A 20,985-nucleotide genomic window follows, 5' to 3' on the forward strand; every position below is an offset into this window, starting at 1 on the left:
TTGCAAAAATGGGGGTGACCATAGATTTTCACTATGAATAAGTACTGTCATCAAGCTTCAATCGCTGCCCGCAGTTTCTTCATGGCGTTTTTCTCTAACTGACGCACACGTTCTGTGGACACGCCGTACTGATCGGCCAGTTCCTGCAAGGTGGATTTATTGTCATCATCCAACCAGCGCGCCCGGATAATATGCTGGCTGCGTTCATCCAGCCCTTCCAACGCGTAGGCAAGCTTGTCCGCTGCGTGGTTATCCCAGTTATCTTCTTCGATGCCATCGGCAAAATCAGAAGATTTATCCTGAAGATAGAGCATGGGTGCCATCGCTTGGCCATCGTGCGATTCGTCATCCGGCGTGGGATCGAACGTCATGTCTTGCGCGGCCATACGCGATTCCATCTCGCGCACATCTTTGCTGGTGACACCCAATTCACGGGCCACCAGTTCTACTTCGTCCTGATTAAACCAGCCAAGACGCTGTTTGGTCTTACGCAGGTTAAAGAACAGCTTGCGCTGCGCTTTGGTGGTCGCAACCTTGACGATACGCCAGTTACGCAACACATATTCGTGAATTTCGGCTTTGATCCAGTGCACAGCAAAGGACACCAGACGCACACCCATTTCCGGGTTGAAGCGGCGCACCGCTTTCATCAGGCCGATATTGCCTTCTTGAATCAGGTCTGCCTTGGGCAATCCGTAACCAGCATAAGTACGGGCTACGTGAATCACAAAGCGCAGATGCGACAGGATCAACGCTTTCGCCGATTCCAGATCGCCCTCGTAATGCAGCCGTTCAGCCAGTGCCCGCTCTTCCTCCGCCGTCAGCATCGGATAGGCGTTGGCGGCACGAATATACCCTTCCAGACTGCCCTGGGGAACTAAGGTGAAAGTTTGCATATCTTTGGTCATTCGACCCCCCTTCAATTAGCGTGAGTGAATAAAATACAACGTTAAACCTCACATTATGTACAACAAAACCGATGAACCTTACTACCGCTCCGGCACAGAACCTTTGACTATGTCGTATGCCAAGAGTTCATTCTGTTCATCGACTGACCCTATTTTATCGCCTGACGGCGACAGATCAAGGCGAACCTGTCGATGATTTTACCCCACCCTCAGCGCGCCAAGGCACCAGAAAATCCTACCAGAAAAAACTCATTCTGGTGTAAAGCGACGTAAATGTTGCACGGTTGCCAGCCATGCTGCCAGCCAGCCAATCATCCCAGCAATCAACAGCAGCAGCAGTGATTCATCCCAGGTGAGTCCGGTCACGGCAAAGCGCGTACCAAATACCGTAGCAACCTGATCGACCACGGCAGAGAGCTTCCAGACCAACGCCTGCGACAGAATCAACGACAGCAACGCGCCACCACCGCCCAACAATGCACCACCGTTGAGGAAGGGACGTAAAATAAAGCCGTCCGTCGCCCCAATCAGCTTCATGACATTGATGGTTTCACGGCGGCTGAAAATACTCAGACGCACGCTATTACCGATGACCAGGAACACGGCAACAATCATCAGGATAGCGATGGTAGTGGCCACCTGACCCACCAGTGAGGTCAGCGCCACCAAGCGCGCAAACCAGCTATCGTCCATACGGACTTCACTCACACCGTGCACCGCCGCCACGCGATCGCGCAGCGAGGTCAGCGTCTGTGAGCTTTGGAAGTTCAGCTTTGGCGTAATGATGGCAACGGCAGGCAGCGGATTCTCTTCCAGCATTTCCAGCGCCCCACCGAAACCGGACCAGTTGCGAAACTCACCCATCGCTTCATCACGGGACAGGTAGTTGACCTTCTCCACCCCGTCCTCTGCCTGAAGCGTGTTAATCACGCCCTGCGCCGCATCATTGTCCAACTCCTTATCCAGATAGACCGTCAGTTGCGGCGTGGGATACCACTGCTCCGCTGCCTGACTGACGTTTTTCCACACCAGATAACAGATACTTGGCAAGGTCAGCGAGATGGCAATCACCATCACGGTCAGCAGCGTCGCCAGCGGCTGGCGCAGCATATCCGCCAGCGTATTGTCCCAGGCATAGCGCCACTGTTCTTGCCAACCACCGCGCAGTGCCTTTTCCTTATTTACGCGGGGTTTCGGATTACGGGAATTAGTCGCCATAAACGCCTCCCAGCATACGTCCTTGCGACAGCGTCAGTACGCGATACTGACGGCTGGCAATCAGCGTCGTGTCGTGCGTTGCCATCAACACCGTAACGCCAACGCGGTTAAATTCTTCGAACAAACGCAAAATATCCTGAGACAGCGCGTTATCCAGGTTACCGGTCGGCTCATCTGCCAGCAGTACCGTCGGTTTGTTCACCACCGCGCGGGCAATGCCCACACGCTGCTGTTCACCGCCAGACAATTGAATCGGGTAGCTCTTGGCTTTGTCCAGCAAGCCCACTTTATCGAGAGCGGCCGAAACACGGCGGCGGATATCTTCACTGCTCGCCCCGGCAATAATCAGCGGCATCGCCACGTTATCGTAGACAGTACGATCCATCAGCAGATGGTGATCCTGAAAGATCATGCCGATCTGGCGGCGCAAGAAGGGCACCTCACGCTTTTTCAAGCGGCTGATATTGTGTCCGCTGAACAAAATCTGGCCCGCGCTCGGGCGCTCTATGCCACAAATCAGTTTCAGCAGGGTACTTTTCCCGGCACCAGAATGGCCCGTCAGAAACGCCATCTCCCCAGGAAGCAGATGGAAATCCACCCCCTGCAACGCCTGACGTCCACCGAGATAAGCCTTACTGACTTGTTCAAAGCGAATCATCCGTTTTCATCCTCTCGGGCAAGCTGTTTATCCTCACGAGACATCAGTCTTCGCGGGCAAAAAGCGCCTCAATAAAATCGTCAGCCTTAAAGGGACGCAAATCATCAATACCTTCCCCTACCCCAATATAGCGGATAGGAATCCCAAACTGATCGGCAATGGCGAAGATCACCCCGCCTTTCGCGGTGCCGTCCAGCTTGGTCAGGGTGATGCCGGTCAAGCCGACGGCATCGTTAAACAGTTTCGCCTGGCTGACGGCGTTTTGTCCGGTGCTGGCGTCCAACGTCAGCATGATTTCATGCGGCGCAGACTCATCCAGTTTTTTCATCACGCGGACAATTTTCTTCAATTCTTCCATCAGGTGCGCTTTGTTCTGCAAGCGTCCTGCGGTATCAGCGATCAGCACATCAGCACCGCGCGCTTTTGCCGCCTGAATGGCATCAAAAATCACCGAGGCAGAATCCGCCCCCGTGTGCTGCGCGACCACGGCCACGTTGTTGCGCTGGCCCCATACTTGCAACTGCTCTACGGCTGCGGCACGGAAGGTATCCCCGGAAGCCAGCATCACCGATTTACCCTGCGCCTGGAACTGGCGCGCCAATTTACCGATGGTGGTGGTTTTCCCGACGCCGTTAACGCCCACCATTAGGATTACGTAAGGGGTTTTTCCGTCGATGTTGAGCTGCTCGTCCACCTTGTTAAGGATAGCGCCCATCTCTTCTTTCAGTTTCACCAACAGCGCATCGGCATCTTTCAGTTGTTTACGGCTGGCGTGCTCTGTCAGGTCGGCAATAATCTTGCGCGTGGTTTCCACGCCGACATCAGCAATCAATAATTGCTCTTCCAGTTCCTCAAACAGATCGTCGTCGATTTTCTTACCGCGAAACAATCCGATAAATCCGGAACCGAGGTTTTCTCGGGTTTTTACCAGACTGCGTTTTAGTCGGGCGAAAAAACCCTCTTTGGTCGGTCTTTCCTGCTCCTGTGCCACAGGCTCAGCAACGAGTTCTGCATCTTCCGTTATCGCTTGCTCATCGGCACTGTCCTGTGATGGCAGAACATCTTGTGATAGCAACGTATCCTGCGCTTCAGGACTCGCCTGCGCGTCTGCACGATCTACCGTCTCAGCGGTGTCAACGACATCAACAACGCGCGGCGATTCTGGCTGCGCGGCGGCCGGTTCTTCAGACACCTGTGCACTGTGAACCTCTGTCTGCACGTCAGGCTCATCGTTTGGCGTTTCGACGTGAACCTCCGATACCACAGGCACATCATTGTCCTGAGGCTGTGCCATATCCTGCTGCTGTTCTGCTGCTTGCGGTTGCTCAGTCTGTTCCTCTTCCTGACGCCCTAATCCCAGCCAGGAAAAGAAACCGCGTTTTTTCTCTTTTGTCATATCGCAATCGCGCCCCATGCTGCTGCTCACAGCAGCGCTTAAATAATTGAAGTCAATAGCCCGGTCAGAGTCAAGCCCAGAGTCTACCACTTTCCGCCCGGCAGCAACACGCACCATGGCAGGGCAGGTGGAGACAATCTCGGTAACGAAGTATGTCATCTCGATAACCGGGTAGGCCAAAACCACGCGTCACCGCAGAGAAACCTGATATTAACATTCCTTCCCCTCCTAACCCTCGTTAGAATAGCGCCTACCTATTACCGATAGCGAATCTCAGCACCCGGCAACCCGGAGTTCTACAGTAAACAGACGATGGCAAAAAAAAATGCACCTGCACAGGCAGGCCAAATCCGCATTATCGGCGGCCAGTGGCGCGGGCGAAAACTTCCCGTGCCAGACAGTCCAGGGCTGCGCCCCACCACCGATCGCGTTCGTGAAACGCTGTTTAACTGGCTGGCGCCGGTCATTCAGCAGGCCCGTTGCCTGGATGGCTTCGCAGGCAGTGGCGCACTGGGGTTTGAAGCGCTGTCACGCTATGCGGCACATGTCACCCTGCTGGAAAACGAACGCAGCATCGCCCGGCAACTGGAACAGAATGCGGTACTGTTGAAGGCGAACAACGCCCGCATCATCAATACCAATACGTTGAACTGGCTGGCGCAGGCCGGTGAGCCCTATGACGTGGTGTTTCTCGATCCCCCCTTTCGCCGGGACTTATTAAACCAGACGCTCCGTTTGCTGGAACAGCAGGGCTGGCTGGCACCCGAGGCGTGGATTTATGTGGAAACCGAGGCCGAGAATGGCGAGCTAGAAATTCCGGTTACCTGGTCGCTACACCGCGAAAAAGTGGCAGGACAAGTGGCATACCGGCTGTATATACGCCAGGCTACGCCCACACAGCATGAAGAGGCAGACGATGATTTGGATTAACCTGGGTCGGATATTGATGATCGGCGTGTGGGGCTTTTTGATTACCAACCTGATTGCGCCCTTTCCCCGCCCACTGAACATCTTCATGATGGTCGCGATGGGGTTTACGCTGTTGATGCACGGTTTTCAGGTGCTGTTGTTACGTGCCAGCCACGGTAAAGAACAGGGGCCATTGAGCCGCGCGCTGGAAGCACGTATTTTCCTGTTCGGGGTGTTTGAACTGCTGGCGTGGCAGAAAAAGATGAGGGGTGTTCAACCCACTAGCGGGACAAAAAAATAGCCCTATGCAGGTTCGAAGGACACAAAACGTGAGCCCTGGACCTGCAATCTGCCCGTCATACCCAACGCCAGCGCCCGATATTGGGTCTCGCTCAGGTGGCAGGTGAGGTTTTCCCCTGCGGGCAATAGCATAAACGTCGCCTCATAGCGCTCGGGAAGATCGGGATTCATCGGTTGCGCGCGCGTGGGGCGCGCCAACGGTATGGCGCGCAGCGCGGCGATCTCGGCCTCTACCGTGCGTAGCAGTGTGGCATCGTCCTCTACGCGCTGGCGTCGTTGCCGCAGAAACTGTCGCCACCCCAGAAACAGGATCAGGCTGACAACCAAAGACCACCAATGGGACATTTCCCACGACATCAGGGCTTTTTCCCCAGAAAGAAAAGGGAACGCGTTTACATTGTCGCCCAGCTCGGAAATACGGGCCGCCCCTTTCTCCGTCACGGCATAGATACGGATCATCGCTTGCAGCGGAATAATAAAGCTGCGATTCACGCCGGAAAACTCCGTTTTCAGCTTCTCGGTAGAAGGGTCCACCAGCAGGGTGGAGGGACCGTCAAAAACGAAATCCGCAATCTCGATAAACCCAAAAAGACTGCTTTGCACCAACTCTCGCACGTAAAGCTGATAATTTTTGCCGTTATTCATAAATTGAATCCGTTAGAGCGCTGACTCATTGCTCATGCAAAAACCGTCCCCCTTCAGTGGTATCGCGAAGATATATATACAAAAAAACGATCATTATTGCCGCCAACATAACATGAAGCGCGTGACTTCGCACTTGTCACACGGCGTGTTGTTCATCCCGCGTGCGATCTCCTACACTCAATGATGAAAAATCCAATAAGATGATAAGGATACCCTATGCTCTGGTCGTTTATTGCCGTTCTCTTTTCAAGCTGGCTCTACGTCGATGCCAGCTACCGTGGGCCATTTTTTAATCGTAAGGGCGCTCTATTTTTAATCAGTGCTGAATATCAAAAGCGCTGTGCAGCTACTGGCAGCAGTGATAAAGTCTTGGATGAGAACCACTATCATCAAATAGGAGAGCATGATGCATTCTCATCACCAGACTCACTCTTGCCACACTCACCACGATCAAGGTGCCAATGCTTGCTGACAGCGCCATGCGCAACACAGTAGCCATGCCGATCGCAGTTGCTGTGCGGTTAAACACAGCACCACAACAATTTCTGCGTGCGACACCACACCCAGCGAGGAACACAGCGCGTCTGACGATGGAGAGAGCGGCGATTCCGGTGACCCCGACGGCAGCGACAGTGATGCCTCACCCGCTTCCGGCGTGCGCTTCAGTTGGATTATCCGCGGGATGGATTGTCCCAGTTGCGCCAAAAAGATCGAAAACGCTATCACCCCGCTTCCCGGCGTTATTCAAGCAAGCGTTCGCTTCGCCACCGAAAAACTCATTGTTGATGCACAGTCCGATATTCGCACAGAGATTCAACGCGCCGTAGAGCTCGCTGGGTTTACCTGGCAAGATACGTCCCCCAGCGCAACCGTCCCAACATCATCCACCCCTGCCGAAACGCCTTTACGCCTTATCCTGCGTGAACACGGTTTTCTCATTCTGTTTGCGGTGTTGACCGCAGCCAGCGGGATACTTTCGCTGTTTTCGCCTAGCGCTTCAAAGATAGCCTTTATCGCCACCACCCTGCTGGGGCTGATGCCGCTGCTCTCACAGGCCATTAAACTTATTCGCAGCGGCACGCCCTTTGCCATCGAAACGCTGATGAGCGTCGTCGCGCTGGGTGCCTTGTTGATTGGTGCTACCAGCGAAGCCACCATGGTGATTTTGCTGTTTATGCTGGGAGAGCGCCTGGAAGCCTACGCCGCACAGCGCGCCCGTCGCGGCGTCAGCGCGTTGATGGCGTTGATGCCAGAAACCGCAACGGTGATCCGTGCTGGTCAGCGTACTCAGGTCAGCATTGCCGCACTGCAACCCGGCGATGTGATCTAAGTGGCACCAGGCAGCCGATTGCCCGCCGATGGCGAACTGCTGGTTCCCCATGCCAGCTTTGATGAAAGCGCATTGACCGGGGAATCCCTTCCGGTAGAGCGTGAGCAGGGTGACAAGGTCTCAGCAGGCAGCCTGAGCGTCGATCGCCTGATACAGTTGCGCGTGATATCCGAACCGGGCAACAGCGCTATCGACCGTATTTTGCATTTGATTGAAGAAGCCGAGAGCCACCGTGCGCCGATAGAGCGTTTTCTCGATCGCTTTAGCCGCTATTACACCCCAACCATCATGCTGCTTGCCGCGGCGACCATCGTGGTGCCGCCACTGCTATTTGGTGCGCCGTGGCAGGAGTGGATTTATCGCGGCCTGACGCTATTGCTGATTGGCTGTCCCTGTGCACTGGTGATTTCCACCCCGGCAGCCATCACATACGGCTTAGCAGCCGCTGCCCGGCGCGGCGCGCTAATCAAAGGCGGCGCGGCACTGGAGATTCTGGGCACCATCAATACCATCGCTTTCGACAAAACCGGCACCCTGACACAGGGCAAACCTCAGGTGACAGATGCGATACCCGCGCAGGGCGTGAGCAAGGCTGCGTTGCTGGCACGCGCGGCGGCGATCGAGGCGGGTTCACACCACCCGCTGGCGAAAGCAATTGTCCAGCATGCCCGCCCGGTTGACCCGATGCTGCCGGTGGCAACGGCACAGCGTGCGCTGGCTGGCGTGGGAGTTGAGGGTCTCATCGCAGGCAAAACCATCAGCGTCAAAGCACCCGCTAAAATCGCCCCCGAGGCGCTCGACGCAGACTGGCGCAATCAGATTCACACCCTGGAAAGCGACGGAAAAACCGTGGTGGTGGTACAGGAAGAAACGCACATCATTGGCGTGCTGGCGCTGCGTGACACCTTGCGGGCGGATACGCCGCAAGCGATTGAAGCACTACGCACGTTGGGAATTCGCTGCACCATGCTCACCGGTGATAATCCGCGTTCGGCGGCAGCCATCGCGGCGACGCTGGGCATTGACTATAAAGCGGGTCTACTGCCCGCCGACAAAGTCGATGCCGTGCGCGAAATGAACCAGATCCATCCGACGGCGATGGTGGGCGATGGCATTAACGATGCGCCAGCAATGAAATCAGCGGCTATCGGCATCGCCATGGGAGGGGGCAGCGACGTTGCGCTGGAAACCGCCGATGCGGCGCTCACGCATAATCGGCTAAGCGAACTGGCGGGCATGATTCGGCTTTCGCGCGCCACGCGCAATAATATCCGGCAAAACATCACGCTGGCGCTGGTGACAGCCAATGCACTGCGCTTATTGCGACGCGAAAAACCACAAGACGCCGGGTAACGGCAAAAAGACTACTTCTTGCGCAGGAGGTAGCGATAGGGCAGTGATGTCGTCTCCTGTGCCAGAAGCTCGTGCTCCATATAGGCGCAAAAGCCCGGTATATCGCGCGTGGTTGCCGGGTCATCAGCCAGAATAAGTAGCGTCTGCCCCGTCTCCATCTTACGCACGGTTTTACGCACCATCATCACCGGTTCCGGGCAGCGCAGCCCCTGAGCATCGAGGGTTTTATCCGGGTTGGTGAAGGTGTCGGTCATCATTATTCTCGGCAATGGCATAAGGGCATAGATAACGACCGCCCAGTGTGGCAGACATCAAAACCGCCCTAGTTTACGCCGCAGATTTTCCTGCGCAACCTACGATATCGATTGCGCATAAATTCACCATTGCAATCCCCACCTAACAGCGTATCATGCCGCGCGCTGCTCTTTGTGTCAGTCGCATTGATCCCTGTATCAGCCGCATTGAATAAGCAGCATGAATTACGTGCCATAATATCATTGTTAACGGCACCACTTGGGTTCCCTCACCCCAATCACTAAAAAGGTCACATTGCCATGTTTCATTTTACCGCCCAGCAGCGGCTTAGCGCGCTTGTCTGGCTGTCGTTGTTTCACATTCTGATCATTACATCCAGTAATTATCTGGTGCAGTTGCCGATCTCCATTTTCGGGTTCCATACCACCTGGGGCGCATTCACCTTCCCGTTTATCTTTCTGACCACCGATCTGACCGTGCGTATCTTTGGCGCACCGTTGGCGCGCCGGATTATTCTGACGGTGATGGTGCCAGCGCTGGTGATTTCTTATGTGGTATCCGCGCTGTTTTATCAGGGAGAGTGGCAGGGGTTCAGTGCGCTCGCCAGCGTCAATATCGTGGTTGCGCGTATCGCGTGCGCCAGCTTTATTGCCTACGTGCTGGGGCAAATTCTGGATGTGCATGTGTTTAACCGCCTGCGCCAGCGCAAGGCGTGGTGGGTCGCCCCCACGGTCTCCACGTTGTTTGGTAATTTAAGCGATACGCTGGCCTTCTTCTTCATCGCTTTCTATCGCAGCACCGATGCTTTTATGGCGGCAAACTGGGTGGAAATCGCATTGATCGATTACACCTTCAAATTGCTGATTAGTTTGTTGTTGTTCTTACCGATGTACGGCGTGATGCTCAATATGCTTCTCAAGCGTTTGAGCGAATCCCACAGTCATCCCGCATTGCGCGAGCCGCCGTCGGCTGAACAATTGCGCTGATGACTGACAAACCTACTTAAAACAGCGACACCCACCGCTGTCATTCTCACCCGCCTCCGTCATTCCCGCGAAGGCGGGAATCTCGCACAGGAGAAACGCATTCTTTCTGGCAGAGATCCCCGGCTTTCGCCGAGGATGATGAGGAGTAAAGTGGCAGTGTCTCAGGAACCGTCCTAAATAGGTTTTGTGACAACAAAACGCTTGAGTTTCACCAGTAAATAGGGTGCGATATAGCGGTTTACCCGTGCATGCCTGATAAAAGAGAAGGACGCTTATGCCGAAGCTAGTGAAATATCTTGGAATTACGTTGCTTGCCGCACTATTGGCCGCCTGCGACGGTAAGAAAGACGACAATGCGGGCCACGCAGGACACGATGTCCCGGCCGCGCAGGCCACCAGTCAAACCATCTCGCTGCTGTCTGGCAACATCACGTTCACGCTGCCTGCGGATATGCATGATCAAAGTGGAAAAGTAGGTTCGCAGTCCAACAACATGCATGTCTACGCCAACGATAATGGCCAGCGCGCAGTGATTGTCATCCTGGGCGATAGCAGCAACGAAACCCTGCCAGTATTAACGCAGCGCCTTGAAGATCAGCAACGCGCCCGCGATGCCAACTTGCAGGTTGTGACCAATAAAGCCATTGAGGTTAACGGCCATGCGCTGCAACAGCTCGACAGCATCTCCAACAGTGGCAGCCGCAAGCAGGTTTACTCTTCCGTGCTGCTGGGGAACGTGGCGAACCAACTGTTGACGCTGCAAATCACGCTGCCTGCCGATAATCAACAAGCGGCGCAAACCGAAGCAGAAAGCATCATTCGCACGCTGACGTTGAAGTAATGATAATGAGGCCGCTGACGCGGCCTCTCTTCTTAATACCCTCAGCTCGCCTTTACCACGTTTTTCCCGGCAATACGCCCAAACACGGTGCAATCCGTCATGGCAACACTACCCAGACGCACCGCGCCGTGCACCCCGCCTGCGGCTTCCCCGGCGGCATACAGCCCTACAATCGGCTTCAAATCAAAACCAATCACCTGTGCATCTTTATTGATCGCCAGCCCCCCCATGGTGTGGTGAACGCGCGGCCAGAGGCGCGCCACATAGTAAGGTGGCGTGATATTGGGCGAGGCATCTTTGAAAATCATACAGCCCAGGTCGGGGTCGTTTTCCAGATGCTGCTCCACGTAGCCGTTCCAGCGTTTCACCTGTTCAACAAAAGCCGCCGCCGGCATGCCGTAAGCCTGCGCCACTTCTTCCAGCGTGTTATAGGTTTTGAGCGTTCCATTTTTCAGCGCGCCGTTCATCTGCCCTTCATCGACCATTTTCAGCGTATTGGTTTTTTCATAATAAAGAAATATTAAAATAAATAACAAATAAAAATAATTACTTAATATTAAATTTCGGATATAAAATGACAATCTGTTATACATAATGGCACTCAAAACTCGTGATAAAACCGCGCAAGCATTAGAGCAACTAGAGACAACTTTTTCGGCAAAATGGACGTGCCAATCACAGATGACGGGGAAGGTAGGCCAGCCAGAGAAGAGGCTTTTCCTTTGGCTGGCGATGTTGGCTTAGCTGACGTCCTGTAGTGGCACACTGATACTGGCCACCTGATCGGAGGTGATATGCTCACCTCATCAACACGACAGGTGACCTCATGGGTAAACATTTTACGGCGGAATTTAAGCTCGAAGCCGCAAAGCTGGTTGTCGACCACGGCTACACATACGTTAAGGCCGCAGAGGCGGTTAATGTCAGCCATTCTGCCATTAGTCGCTGGGTCAATAAGCTTCGCCTTGAACGACAGGGAAAAACGCCAACGGGACTTCCTCTTACCCCTGAACAGCTCGAGCTGCGTGAGATGAAGAAAAAAGTCCAATGCCTTGAAATGGAGAACGAAATCCTAAAAAAGGCTACGGCGCTCTTAATGTCGGACTCACTCAACGGTTCACGGTAGTCGACAGGCTGAGGGCGCGATACCCGGTCACGGCGTTGTGCCAAACTTTTGAGGTACATCGCAGCAGCTACAGGCACTGGCAGGCTTCCGCTAATGAACCCGACGGTGAGCGCGTGGTTAAGTGTAGCCGCGTCATGGAAGCCTGGAACGCCAGCGGCGGCTCTGCCGGCGCTCGAAGTATCGCGACCATCGTCACCGGCAGCTCCGGTGTCAAAATGGGGCGCTGGCTGGCTGGCAAGCTGATGAAGGAGCTGGGTATCGCCAGCTGCCAGCGACCGGCTCACAAATACAAACGCGGCGGCAATGAACACGTTGAAATACCGAACTATCTCAACCGCCAGTTCGCGGTTACCGCGCCGGATCAGGTCTGGTGCGGCGATGTGACCTACATCTGGACGGGCAAATGCTGGGCTTACCTTGCGGTGGTGCTAGATCTGTTCGCCCGCAAACCGGTGGGCTGGGCCATGTCGACGTCGCCGGACTCGGCGCTGACAGTTAAAGCGTTGCAGATGGCCTGGGAACTCCGGGGACAACCAACAGGAGTCATGTTCCACAGCGACCAGGGCAGCCACTATACCAGCCGTCAATACCGGCAAGCCCTGTGGCGCTGCCGGATAAAGCAGAGTATGAGTCGGCGGGGTAACTGCTGGGATAATGCGCCAATGGAGCGGTTCTTCCGCAGCCTGAAGACAGAATGGGTGCCGACAAAGGGTTACAACAGCTTCAGCGAAGCCCAGGACGCGATTATCCGCTACATCACGGGGTATTACAGCGCTATCCGGCCTCACTGGTATAACGGCGGCTTAACTCCAAACGAATCTGAGCGACTGTTCTACATACAGTCTAATGCGGTGGCCAATATTAGTTGACCACTATACCTCCGATCAGGTGGCCAGTATCAGTGTGCCACTACACCCTCGAGCCAGCGCGTACTCTCCTTGATCCCATCGCGTTTTCCGTCTGCATCCTTCGGCTCTCTTGCCCACATCCACGCATCCAGTACGCCCAACCCCACGCGATCCGGACTGACCGCGTAGGTCGGATGCAGGTACAGACCACGCCTGGCTTCGTAGTTCAAGGGACCCAAGCCTTGGATTTGCTGCCCGTTGAAGTCAAGCTCGGTAGTGTCTTGGATACACAGCACAACCTCGTGTTCTCGGATCCTTTCCTGCGTACGCTGCCAGTGAGGTTGCAGAATGTCTCGCCATTCGAATGCTTGGTTCTCCATGAAGCGGTAAGCACCCAGCGTCTCAGACCATCCGAGGCACGCATGCGGAATGCTGGCTTGCGGATTTTCAGTCAGCCGTATCAAAAGCCCTTTGGCACGCTTATTGGGCCTCGTGTCACCAAGATTTACCCCTTCCAGTTCTTGGTGTGCCCAGCCATCTGAATCCCGTGTCATTTTTCAGCGCCGTAAATGGCGATAGTACACGTCGGTTTCACTTCATTTACAACCCCACCGGCTGCCTATTTCAGCCCGCTAACCCTTGGCATATAAGGCGTTGCGGACTTGTGTATAACGAGGTGGCCTGTAGCCGCTTGATGAACAGTTCCCTTGAGATACCGAGACAGTTAGCAATGGTGCGCTGTGACTGGCGTTTTAAGTAATGCAGATGGATAAGTTGATGGTAATAGCTGTTGTAATGCTTTAGCCGTCTAATAGCCGCATCTATCTTTATACCGTCATCATCACAGCAACTGGGTAGTGATTTTTTACTGGAAGGAATAACGCCCTTCATAAATATCGATGTCGTCTTCCATTTTCCATCAATACCCTCATCCGCCGCCCACGCGCCCCACCTTTCAAGCACAAGTTGAATATCCCGCATAATAGGGCCTTAATGTCAGAAGAGGATGGGGTATTTTAACATGACTATCTGTATATCGGCAGCGAGTCCTCTATCTTTCTGGTGACCTCGAATATCGATTCAAGCAGCACCTCCTGATTCTCTATTCCGCTGCGGATACGCTGTAACTCGATAAGCGTCAATACCTGATAAACATGCTCGGGTTCGACGCCGCTATTAATCAACGCCTGACGGTCGGTCTTAATATGCTGTATTTCTCGTGCTAATAATGGCATGTCCGTATCTCCTATTAGTGAGGTGCTCAAGCATTTATCCCTGCGTCGTTTGTAAGCTGGGATAGCCAGCCAGAGAAGAGGCTTTTCCTTTGGCTGGCAAGTGTGGTTAATTTTTGGTCAATTCATTAACATTGAAGACATGCGTTCAGCTCCCCCCCACCCCTAGAAAGTTTTGGCTTTTCCCCCTCTACCTCTCTACCTAAACGGCTCAAGCCAGAAGTGGCGCGGCTTTGAGGGGTAGAGAACGCCCATTTTCTATTCTACCGCCTCCCTACCCCTCTCTACCTAATCGAAATGGCTGGGTAGAGAGAGGTAGACAACAGGTAGAGAATAAATCTTTCGTTCTCTACCTCACTGAAACCCTTCTTCTGTCTGGCTTTAATAGGTTTTAGGTAGAGAAGGTAGAGAGCTTTATGGGTAAACTCTTTATAGGTGGAGGGGGTCATTCATTGGGAATGCTATTGCCGTAAGCGTGTGGCAGAAATGCATTCACTAAATCTGTTAACTTGTATTAGCTCAGACCTGATCTGACAGTTACCGGTTATTTATACAGGTGTCTGTCAGATTAAATCTGGTTCAGATTTTTTTCTGCCCAGACTCGTTTACCATCAAGTAACGTGGCCATTGGCGTACGCCCGCAGCACATTTTACCCTGATGAGTTCGCTCATTATTGTAATGCCACAACCAGTTGTCCAGATCCTTTTGTAGACTTTCTAGGTCCTCGTATAACGTCTTACGGAACGCAACCTGATAAAAATCCTGCAAAATAGTTTTATGGAAGCGCTCGCAGATACCGTTTGTCTGCGGAGACATCGCTTTCGTTTTCGTATGGTCTATATCGTTGATAGCCAAGTACAGCTGATAGTCATGTTGTTCCACTTTACCGCAGTATTCCGTCCCCCTGTCCGTCAGTATTCTTAGCATTGGCAGCCCCTGAGCTTCGTAGAACGGCAGCACGCGATCATTGAGCAGGTCGGCGGCAGAGATCGGTGCTTTACTCGTGTAAAGCTTGCAGTGCGCCACTTTCGAGTACGTATCCACGAACGTCTGCTGGTAGATACGGCCAACACCTTTCAGATTACCCACGTAGAAGGTGTCCTGTAGTGGTCAACTAATATTGGCCACCGCATTAGACTGTATGTAGAACAGTCGCTCAGATTCGTTTGGAGTTAAGCCGCCGTTATACCAGTGAGGCCGGATAGCGCTGTAATACCCCGTGATGTAGCGGATAATCGCGTCCTGGGCTTCGCTGAAGCTGCTGTAACCCTTTGTCGGCACCCATTCTGTCTTCAGGCTGCGGAAGAACCGCTCCATTGGCGCATTATCCCAGCAGTTACCCCGCCGACTCATACTCTGCTTTATCCGGCAGCGCCACAGGGCTTGCCGGTATTGACGGCTGGTATAGTGGCTGCCCTGGTCGCTGTGGAACATGACTCCTGTTGGTTGTCCCCGGAGTTCCCAGGCCATCTGCAACGCTTTAACTGTCAGCGCCGAGTCCGGCGACGTCGACATGGCCCAGCCCACCGGTTTGCGGGCGAACAGGTCTAGCACCACCGCAAGGTAAGCCCAGCATTTGCCCGTCCAGATGTAGGTCACATCGCCGCACCAGACCTGATCCGGCGCGGTAACCGCGAACTGGCGGTTGAGATAGTTCGGTATTTCAACGTGTTCATTGCCGCCGCGTTTGTATTTGTGAGCCGGTCGCTGGCAGCTGGCGATACCCAGCTCCTTCATCAGCTTGCCAGCCAGCCAGCGCCCCATTTTGACACCAGAGCTGCCGGTGACGATGGTCGCGATACTTCGAGCGCCGGCAGAGCCGCCGCTGGCGTTCCAGGCTTCCATGACGCGACTACACTTAACCACGCGCTCACCGTCGGGTTCATTAGCGGAAGCCTGCCAGTGCCTGTAGCTGCTGCGATGTACCTCAAAAGTTTGGCACAACGCCGTGACCGGGTATCGCGCCCTCAGCCTGTCGACTACCGTGAACCGTTGAGTGAGTCCGACATTAAGAGCGCCGTAGCCTTTTTTAGGATTTCGTTCTCCATTTCAAGGCATTGGACTTTTTTCTTCATCTCACGCAGCTCGAGCTGTTCAGGGGTAAGAGGAAGTCCCGTTGGCGTTTTTCCCTGTCGTTCAAGGCGAAGCTTATTGACCCAGCGACTAATGGCAGAATGGCTGACATTAACCGCCTCTGCGGCCTTAACGTATGTGTAGCCGTGGTCGACAACCAGCTTTGCGGCTTCGAGCTTAAATTCCGCCGTAAAATGTTTACTCATGAGGTCACCTGTCGTGTTGATGAGGTGAGCATATCACCTCCGATCAGGTGGCCAGTATCAGTGTGCCACTACAGATTGTATCGTGCCACTGTTACGATAAGTGAAAGTCCAGCTAATACCGCCTACCGTCGATACACTGACGCTCAAGCCTGCGCCATCGGCAAAAAATTCATATTTCTCCCGAGGGACCCCTAGTCATATCGTTATACACATCTTTTGGCCATTTTTTGAACAGGATGCTCAGAACCCCGTGAATTAAGGCATTCAAGCCATCCCATTGGCTTTTTGAGGTTCAAAATGCCACTCTGAGATAAACCCGTAACTCATTGATTAAACAGTGCGTTAGAAAGATGTGTATAACGATATGACCCCTAGTAGGTTTCTTAGCTTCTTATCCGAGAGTTTGTTTAATTCTCCGCCCATCATGCAGCCTCATTTGTTATTCGTATTGTTATGCATAATTTACTGCAAAAGCAGCAAAGCATGGAAGCACATAGAAACAACAATAAGATATAATTAGCTGTATTTTAATGGATATTTACGGTTTTTTGAAAAGCATATGTGGGTATAGAAACAAGATATGGCTTTCGTCCGCAATAATCAACGCCGGATGCCCCAGTTGAATAATGGCATCAGCACGCTCTTTACGGTTGCCGGTTTCTTTAAAGAAGCGCTTGCCGTTGGCAGGGTCGACCATCAGGCCATAACCCACCACCCGTTCAACAAACTGCGGGATATAGCCGAAACCCTGCTCATCCGGGCTGGTCCAGGGGCCGAGTTGGATCCAATCCATCTGCGTCGCCAAAGCACCAATCATGCTGGCTGCCATCAGCGCTTCTCCTGTCGCGCCCGGTTGGTTGGTGGAGGTGAACGCATCCGTCAGGCGCGGATCGTACATTTGCCGTAACGCCACCCCTTGAGAGAAGCCGCCTGATGCCAGCACCCCCCCTTTTGTTGCACGGATAAACGCGATGGAACCGGAAGCATCGTCTGGGAACTTATAGCCACGCCGCACTTCCGCCCCGAGCACCCGTCCCTGGCTGTCAATAATCAACCGCTCCAGCTTGGTACGCTGCTCAATGACCACACCCAACTCTTTGGCCTTCTGGTACTGTTTCACCACCAGCCCGGAACCGGAGCGCTGCTTCAGTTGGTGAGCGCGTTTCACTGCATGGCCGCCATGATAATTCACCCGGTCAAACTCAGACCCGAGGCTTTTGGCCCACTCCAGCGCCTCCACCGAATGATCGGCAACGGTGCGCGCCAGTTCGGGGTAGTTCAGCCAGTTGCCCGCTTTCATCATGTCCTGATACATCAGTTCTGGGGAGTCCTTGATGCCCAGCGCCTGCTGCAGCCTGCCGCTGACAGATCGCCACCGTTGAGTATCGAGTTTCCGCCAAACAGCGGCATTTTCTCGATAATCAGCACATCCACCGTGGTATCCCACTTCTGCGGCACCGGCGCAGGTGGCGCAACGGCCGCCGCAGGGCGGGACAGTGCCATGCCACCCAATGCACCCATCATGATACCGGTAGATTTGAGGAAGTGACGGCGCCCCTGGGGATTTGGGTCTTGCTTGGTGTTTTTACTCATAAGATTATCTCCATGTTCAGAAACATCGAATCGAGCTGATAAAAAATCCAGTGCAATCAAAAGATAACGAAAATTGGCGTGGTGTAGCGAGCGGGCAGAATACGATGCGCGCTCGCGCCTTGAGTCGGCGGCGATGCGCTATTTCACCATGAAAAGTAAGGAATTAAACGTGAAGCGCCGCCCAATGTAGGGAATCATTCTGAAATGAGAAGCTCAGACAACATATCCCAACCGGAAACGCCATAAACATTGCCGGTTGGGTAACAACGCTTATTGCCGCGACGAGAGGGTTTCTTCCTGCGCCAACGTGATACCACGGCGGCTCAGACGCAGCGTAATCAGCAAGCCGACGCTCACTAATATCGCCGCCACCAGATAAATAGCGCCTACGCCGGTGTAGCCCATCATTACCCCCGCCAACGGGCCGACCAACCCAAGGGATAAATCAAGAAACAGCGTATAGGTCGCCAGCGCACTACCCTGATTTTGCGGCGCAACCACTTTGACCGCCAGTACGCCAAGCGAGGGGAACACCAGCGAGAAACCGGCACCGGCCAGAAAAGCGCCCAGTTCCGCCATCAGCGGCAGCGCTGCACTCCAGATTAGCAGCAGACCGGTAATTTCCACCGTAAAACAGACGATAGCCATGCGCAGCCCGCCAAAACGGTTAATGCTGTTGGGGAATAGCAGACGCACGCCGACAAAGGCGCAACTGAAAATGGTCAGAGTCAGCGCGGCACCTTCCCAGTGTCGATCGGCATAGAACAGGGTGATAAATGTGGCGATCACGCCAAACCCGACGGATGCCAACGCCAGCACAATGCCGTAAACCCACACTTTGCCCAGCACTTCGCGAAACGGCAGCTTTTTACCCGGTGTCACTTTCGCCGCCTCACGCGGCAACGCAAGCAGCACAAACAGCAGGGCAATGGTGATGACAGTATACGACACCAGCTTTAACCCACCGATGTGATTAATCCATACCCCGAGCGGCGCGCCGATCGCCATCGCGCCATAAGTCGCCACGCCATTCCAGGAGATCACCCGTCCGATATGCCGTGACCCCACCACGCCCACGCCCCACAGCGTCGCGCCAGTGCCAGCGAAACTTTGTCCCGCGCCCAGAATCAAGCGGCCGATGCACAGCAAGGTCAACGTCACAATGGGTGAACTGTCGTTCCAGGCCGCCAGCGCATAAAACACCCCGCTGACCACCGCACCGCATAGCCCCAGCACCACCACTTTCTTCGGCCCTTTCTCATCCGCGATGCGTCCGGATTGCGGTCGGGTCAACAGCGTGGTGAAGTACTGTAAACTGATTACCAATCCGGCCCAAAAGGCGCTAAACCCCAGATGTTCATGCACATAGCCCGGCAATACCGCAAGCGGCAGCCCAATGGTCAGGTAATTGGCAAAGTTGAACATCACCACGGAAAAAATACGCAAATTAAGGCGCAACGCGCTTGGCGCAGACTCTGAAGCAGGCATGAAAGGTTTTACTCGATTAACGGCGTGGCAGCATCAGCGCAATAGCGCCAACCAAACAGACCTCAAGCGGTCTTTAACGAGTATAAACAAGCGTCAACACGCTTTCATCGTAAATGTGCGCCATATCATCACCTGAGTGATTATTCAGTGAAAAATATTTTACAGATTGAATTATGGCGCAGGTCATCCTGATTTTTTTCTTTGCGCGCTTTTATCCTCCAGCTTGCACATCAGACATGCCAAAGGCACAAAGAACGCCTTCCTCTGCCGATTGTTGGTTATAATCAATACATCGTTGTACGACGTTTGCGGTTAAATTTGTTTATATAACCCGTTGATTGCAGGCACCATCAACACGTCGGCTTTTCATTGAACAGGAGGAAACGGATGCCCGCACCGGTCGATCCGCATCGTTCAACATCCACCGCTTCATCAGCACAGAAGGCGGCATCTTCATGGCTTTCACGATGTAAGCGTATTGCACAACGTGTTCATGCTATTCCCAGCATTGCACACCTGATCCGTGCCGGGGAGCGTTTCAACGATCGCATGGGAAACCAGTTTGGCGCAGCCATCACCTATTTTTCCTTTCTATCGCTGATCCCTATTTTGATGGTCTCCTTCGCTACCGTCGGTTTCGTACTTGCCTCTAACTCCGATATGCTGACGCAGTTGATTAACCGCATCGTCAACAGCATCAGCGACCCCAATCTGGCGCTGACGTTAAAAAATACGGTAAAAACCGCCGTTGAACAGCGCACCACCGTCGGTGTCACCGGGCTGCTGATCGCGCTCTATTCCGGTATCAGTTGGATGGGCAATTTACGTGAAGCGATCCGCGCCCAATCCCGTGATGTATGGGAACGTAAGCCGCATGAAGAAGAAAAAATCTATTTTCAGTACGTGAGGGATTTCCTCTCCCTGATAGGGCTGTTGATCGCGCTGACCATTACGATGTTTCTCACTTCGGCAGCGGGTACAGCACAAAGCGCTATCGTTTCTGCTCTCGGGATAGAAGGTATCGAATGGCTGCGGCCCCTGCTCCGCGTGATAACACTCACCATATCCATTTCTGCTAACTATTTGGTGTTTCTTTGGATTTTCATGATATTGCCGCGCCATAAGCCGAAGCAAAAAGCGCTGCTGCGCGGCACGCTGCTTGCCGCCGTGGGGTTTGAAGCCATCAAATTCGCTATGACGGTCGCGTTGCCAAAACTCGCCAGCACTCCGTCCGGTGCCGCTTTTGGCTCGGTGATTGGCCTGATGGCCTTCTTCTACTTCTTTGCTCGCCTCACGCTGTTTTGTGCGGCATGGATTGCAACGGCGAACTATAAAGGCGATAAATCAACAGATGACACATCACGCTAACCAATAACGGGAGATCCCATGCCATTTGTTAACATCAAAATCACGCGCGATGGCGCAACCACAGAGCAAAAACGCCAGTTGATTGCGGGCGTCACCCAATTGCTGGTCGACGTCATGGGTAAAAACTCGGCCACCACTACCGTTATCATTGATGAAGTGGATACCGACAACTGGGGGCTGGGCGGCGAAAGCGTCACCGAATTGCGTAAGCCGAAGTCCTGATATTTCGCACGTTGAGCACGAGAAGGATC

Annotated in this window: 21 protein-coding genes and 6 pseudogenes; 10 read left to right on the plus strand and 17 right to left on the minus strand. The window is 53.7% G+C overall.

The features are described from left to right. Window positions 1-50: 50 nt before the first annotated feature. The 4 genes from rpoH to ftsY form a co-directional block, all read right to left on the minus strand. Entirely contained in the window at window positions 51-908 is an 858-nt protein-coding gene (gene rpoH / locus ACWWJF_RS11205) for an RNA polymerase sigma factor RpoH (protein ID WP_455869469.1), read from the minus strand. Between the two features lie 249 nt (window positions 909-1,157). Then, entirely contained in the window at window positions 1,158-2,126 is a 969-nt protein-coding gene (ftsX, locus tag ACWWJF_RS11210) for a permease-like cell division protein FtsX (protein WP_455869470.1), read from the minus strand. Beyond that, complete coding sequence (gene ftsE, locus ACWWJF_RS11215) at window positions 2,116-2,784, minus strand: cell division ATP-binding protein FtsE (RefSeq protein WP_222159087.1); 669 nt, start codon at window positions 2,782-2,784, stop codon at window positions 2,116-2,118. The genes ftsX and ftsE overlap by 11 nt, the downstream gene beginning before the upstream one ends. 43 nt (window positions 2,785-2,827) lie before the next feature. After that, entirely contained in the window at window positions 2,828-4,180 is a 1,353-nt protein-coding gene (ftsY, locus tag ACWWJF_RS11220; protein WP_455871042.1) for a signal recognition particle-docking protein FtsY, read from the minus strand. 312 nt (window positions 4,181-4,492) lie between these two features. On the opposite strand from ftsY, the gene rsmD reads away from it, so the two are divergent. Continuing rightward, window positions 4,493-5,110 carry a 16S rRNA (guanine(966)-N(2))-methyltransferase gene (gene rsmD, locus ACWWJF_RS11225; protein ID WP_455869471.1) on the plus strand — a complete coding sequence of 206 codons (618 nt, stop codon included), beginning with the start codon at window positions 4,493-4,495 and terminating at the stop codon, window positions 5,108-5,110. Next, window positions 5,097-5,390, plus strand: a complete 294-nt coding sequence (locus ACWWJF_RS11230) for a DUF1145 family protein (RefSeq protein WP_455869472.1) — start codon at window positions 5,097-5,099, stop codon at window positions 5,388-5,390. The genes rsmD and ACWWJF_RS11230 overlap by 14 nt, the downstream gene beginning before the upstream one ends. A 2-nt stretch (window positions 5,391-5,392) precedes the next feature. Here ACWWJF_RS11230 and ACWWJF_RS11235 read toward each other — a convergent pair whose 3' ends face one another. Further along, window positions 5,393-5,746 carry a DUF2500 family protein gene (locus tag ACWWJF_RS11235; RefSeq protein ID WP_455871043.1) on the minus strand — a complete coding sequence of 118 codons (354 nt, stop codon included), beginning with the start codon at window positions 5,744-5,746 and terminating at the stop codon, window positions 5,393-5,395. Between the two features lie 3 nt (window positions 5,747-5,749). Continuing rightward, a pseudogene (locus tag ACWWJF_RS11240) lies at window positions 5,750-6,034 on the minus strand (DUF1820 family protein); the annotation flags it as partial. Window positions 6,035-6,250: 216 nt separating this feature from the next. Between ACWWJF_RS11240 and ACWWJF_RS11245 the strand changes: the two are divergent. Both ACWWJF_RS11245 and ACWWJF_RS11250 read left to right on the plus strand, forming a co-directional pair. Beyond that, window positions 6,251-6,331 (plus strand): annotated as a pseudogene (locus ACWWJF_RS11245) (lysoplasmalogenase); the annotation flags it as partial. Window positions 6,332-6,440: 109 nt separating this feature from the next. Continuing rightward, window positions 6,441-8,717 (plus strand): annotated as a pseudogene (locus ACWWJF_RS11250) (zinc/cadmium/mercury/lead-transporting ATPase). A gap of 11 nt (window positions 8,718-8,728) precedes the next feature. On the opposite strand, the gene tusA reads toward ACWWJF_RS11250, so the two are convergent. Next, the gene (gene tusA / locus ACWWJF_RS11255) at window positions 8,729-8,971 is read right to left on the minus strand and encodes a sulfurtransferase TusA (RefSeq protein WP_455869473.1); all 243 of its coding nucleotides are present in this window, start codon (window positions 8,969-8,971) and stop codon (window positions 8,729-8,731) included. Between the two features lie 300 nt (window positions 8,972-9,271). On the opposite strand from tusA, the gene ACWWJF_RS11260 reads away from it, so the two are divergent. After that, complete coding sequence (locus ACWWJF_RS11260) at window positions 9,272-9,958, plus strand: 7-cyano-7-deazaguanine/7-aminomethyl-7-deazaguanine transporter (RefSeq protein WP_455869474.1); 687 nt, start codon at window positions 9,272-9,274, stop codon at window positions 9,956-9,958. Window positions 9,959-10,232: 274 nt separating this feature from the next. Continuing rightward, a complete protein-coding gene (locus ACWWJF_RS11265) occupies window positions 10,233-10,799 on the plus strand; it encodes a DcrB family lipoprotein (RefSeq protein ID WP_455869475.1) in 567 nt (188 codons plus the stop codon). 41 nt (window positions 10,800-10,840) lie between these two features. Here the strand turns inward: ACWWJF_RS11265 and ACWWJF_RS11270 are convergent, their stop codons facing one another. Continuing rightward, window positions 10,841-11,392 (minus strand): FAD-binding protein, encoded by a 552-nt coding sequence (locus tag ACWWJF_RS11270; RefSeq protein ID WP_455869476.1) that lies wholly within the window; start codon window positions 11,390-11,392, stop codon window positions 10,841-10,843. 233 nt (window positions 11,393-11,625) lie between these two features. Here ACWWJF_RS11270 and ACWWJF_RS11275 point away from each other — a divergent pair. Beyond that, window positions 11,626-12,794 (plus strand): IS3 family transposase gene (locus tag ACWWJF_RS11275; protein WP_455868400.1). Its coding sequence is split into 2 segments (ribosomal slippage): window positions 11,626-11,881 and window positions 11,881-12,794, totalling 1,170 coding nucleotides; the frame shifts between segments, so codons are not numbered across the junction. A 44-nt stretch (window positions 12,795-12,838) separates the two neighbouring features. On the opposite strand, the pseudogene ACWWJF_RS11280 reads toward ACWWJF_RS11275, so the two are convergent. The 9 genes and pseudogenes from ACWWJF_RS11280 to ACWWJF_RS11320 all read right to left on the minus strand — a co-directional run. Next, a pseudogene (locus tag ACWWJF_RS11280) lies at window positions 12,839-13,327 on the minus strand (IS4/Tn5 family transposase DNA-binding protein); the annotation flags it as partial. Window positions 13,328-13,397: 70 nt separating this feature from the next. After that, on the minus strand, window positions 13,398-13,754 hold the full coding sequence (locus ACWWJF_RS11285; protein ID WP_455869477.1) for an antiterminator Q family protein: 357 nt from the start codon (window positions 13,752-13,754) through the stop codon (window positions 13,398-13,400). A 44-nt stretch (window positions 13,755-13,798) separates the two neighbouring features. Beyond that, window positions 13,799-14,008 carry a hypothetical protein gene (locus tag ACWWJF_RS11290; protein WP_455869478.1) on the minus strand — a complete coding sequence of 70 codons (210 nt, stop codon included), beginning with the start codon at window positions 14,006-14,008 and terminating at the stop codon, window positions 13,799-13,801. A 565-nt stretch (window positions 14,009-14,573) separates the two neighbouring features. Next, window positions 14,574-15,110 (minus strand): annotated as a pseudogene (locus tag ACWWJF_RS11295) (integrase core domain-containing protein); the annotation flags it as partial. Between the two features lie 6 nt (window positions 15,111-15,116). Further along, window positions 15,117-16,285 (minus strand): IS3 family transposase gene (locus tag ACWWJF_RS11300; protein WP_455869479.1). Its coding sequence is split into 2 segments (ribosomal slippage): window positions 15,117-16,039 and window positions 16,039-16,285, totalling 1,170 coding nucleotides; the frame shifts between segments, so codons are not numbered across the junction. A gap of 84 nt (window positions 16,286-16,369) precedes the next feature. Continuing rightward, a pseudogene (locus ACWWJF_RS11305) lies at window positions 16,370-16,477 on the minus strand (hypothetical protein); the annotation flags it as partial. Window positions 16,478-16,823: 346 nt separating this feature from the next. Next, window positions 16,824-17,600, minus strand: a complete 777-nt coding sequence (locus ACWWJF_RS11310) for an FAD-binding protein (protein WP_455869480.1) — start codon at window positions 17,598-17,600, stop codon at window positions 16,824-16,826. Next, window positions 17,600-17,938: a hypothetical protein gene (locus ACWWJF_RS11315; RefSeq protein WP_455869481.1), complete on the minus strand. Its 339-nt coding sequence runs from the start codon at window positions 17,936-17,938 to the stop codon at window positions 17,600-17,602. Before ACWWJF_RS11315 ends, ACWWJF_RS11310 begins: the two co-directional genes overlap by 1 nt. Before the next feature lie 210 nt (window positions 17,939-18,148). Then, entirely contained in the window at window positions 18,149-19,366 is a 1,218-nt protein-coding gene (locus ACWWJF_RS11320; RefSeq protein WP_455869482.1) for an MFS transporter, read from the minus strand. Between ACWWJF_RS11320 and ACWWJF_RS11325 the strand changes: the two genes are divergently transcribed. From ACWWJF_RS11325 to ACWWJF_RS11335, 3 genes are all read left to right on the plus strand, one after another. After that, window positions 19,287-19,502: a hypothetical protein gene (locus tag ACWWJF_RS11325; protein WP_455871275.1), complete on the plus strand. Its 216-nt coding sequence runs from the start codon at window positions 19,287-19,289 to the stop codon at window positions 19,500-19,502. The two genes, ACWWJF_RS11320 and ACWWJF_RS11325, sit on opposite strands and share 80 nt — an antisense overlap. A 251-nt stretch (window positions 19,503-19,753) precedes the next feature. Continuing rightward, window positions 19,754-20,734, plus strand: a complete 981-nt coding sequence (gene yhjD / locus ACWWJF_RS11330) for an inner membrane protein YhjD (protein WP_455869483.1) — start codon at window positions 19,754-19,756, stop codon at window positions 20,732-20,734. Between the two features lie 18 nt (window positions 20,735-20,752). Further along, window positions 20,753-20,956, plus strand: a complete 204-nt coding sequence (locus ACWWJF_RS11335; protein WP_455869484.1) for a 2-hydroxymuconate tautomerase family protein — start codon at window positions 20,753-20,755, stop codon at window positions 20,954-20,956. Window positions 20,957-20,985 lie beyond the last annotated feature (29 nt).

It is taken from the genome of Symbiopectobacterium sp. Eva_TO, from assembly GCF_053848865.1.

Coding starts and splice junctions, on each gene's coding strand:
- rpoH (WP_455869469.1), bottom strand. CDS start 908: ATGACCAAAGATATGCAAACTTTCACCTTAGTTCCCCAGGGCAGTCTG.
- ftsX (WP_455869470.1), bottom strand. CDS start 2,126: ATGGCGACTAATTCCCGTAATCCGAAACCCCGCGTAAATAAGGAAAAG.
- ftsE (WP_222159087.1), bottom strand. CDS start 2,784: ATGATTCGCTTTGAACAAGTCAGTAAGGCTTATCTCGGTGGACGTCAG.
- ftsY (WP_455871042.1), bottom strand. CDS start 4,180: ATGACAAAAGAGAAAAAACGCGGTTTCTTTTCCTGGCTGGGATTAGGG.
- rsmD (WP_455869471.1), top strand. CDS start 4,493: ATGGCAAAAAAAAATGCACCTGCACAGGCAGGCCAAATCCGCATTATC.
- ACWWJF_RS11230 (WP_455869472.1), top strand. CDS start 5,097: ATGATTTGGATTAACCTGGGTCGGATATTGATGATCGGCGTGTGGGGC.
- ACWWJF_RS11235 (WP_455871043.1), bottom strand. CDS start 5,746: ATGTCGTGGGAAATGTCCCATTGGTGGTCTTTGGTTGTCAGCCTGATC.
- tusA (WP_455869473.1), bottom strand. CDS start 8,971: ATGACCGACACCTTCACCAACCCGGATAAAACCCTCGATGCTCAGGGG.
- ACWWJF_RS11260 (WP_455869474.1), top strand. CDS start 9,272: ATGTTTCATTTTACCGCCCAGCAGCGGCTTAGCGCGCTTGTCTGGCTG.
- ACWWJF_RS11265 (WP_455869475.1), top strand. CDS start 10,233: ATGCCGAAGCTAGTGAAATATCTTGGAATTACGTTGCTTGCCGCACTA.
- ACWWJF_RS11270 (WP_455869476.1), bottom strand. CDS start 11,392: ATGTATAACAGATTGTCATTTTATATCCGAAATTTAATATTAAGTAAT.
- ACWWJF_RS11285 (WP_455869477.1), bottom strand. CDS start 13,754: ATGCGGGATATTCAACTTGTGCTTGAAAGGTGGGGCGCGTGGGCGGCG.
- ACWWJF_RS11290 (WP_455869478.1), bottom strand. CDS start 14,008: ATGCCATTATTAGCACGAGAAATACAGCATATTAAGACCGACCGTCAG.
- ACWWJF_RS11310 (WP_455869480.1), bottom strand. CDS start 17,600: ATGTATCAGGACATGATGAAAGCGGGCAACTGGCTGAACTACCCCGAA.
- ACWWJF_RS11320 (WP_455869482.1), bottom strand. CDS start 19,366: ATGCCTGCTTCAGAGTCTGCGCCAAGCGCGTTGCGCCTTAATTTGCGT.
- yhjD (WP_455869483.1), top strand. CDS start 19,754: ATGCCCGCACCGGTCGATCCGCATCGTTCAACATCCACCGCTTCATCA.
- ACWWJF_RS11335 (WP_455869484.1), top strand. CDS start 20,753: ATGCCATTTGTTAACATCAAAATCACGCGCGATGGCGCAACCACAGAG.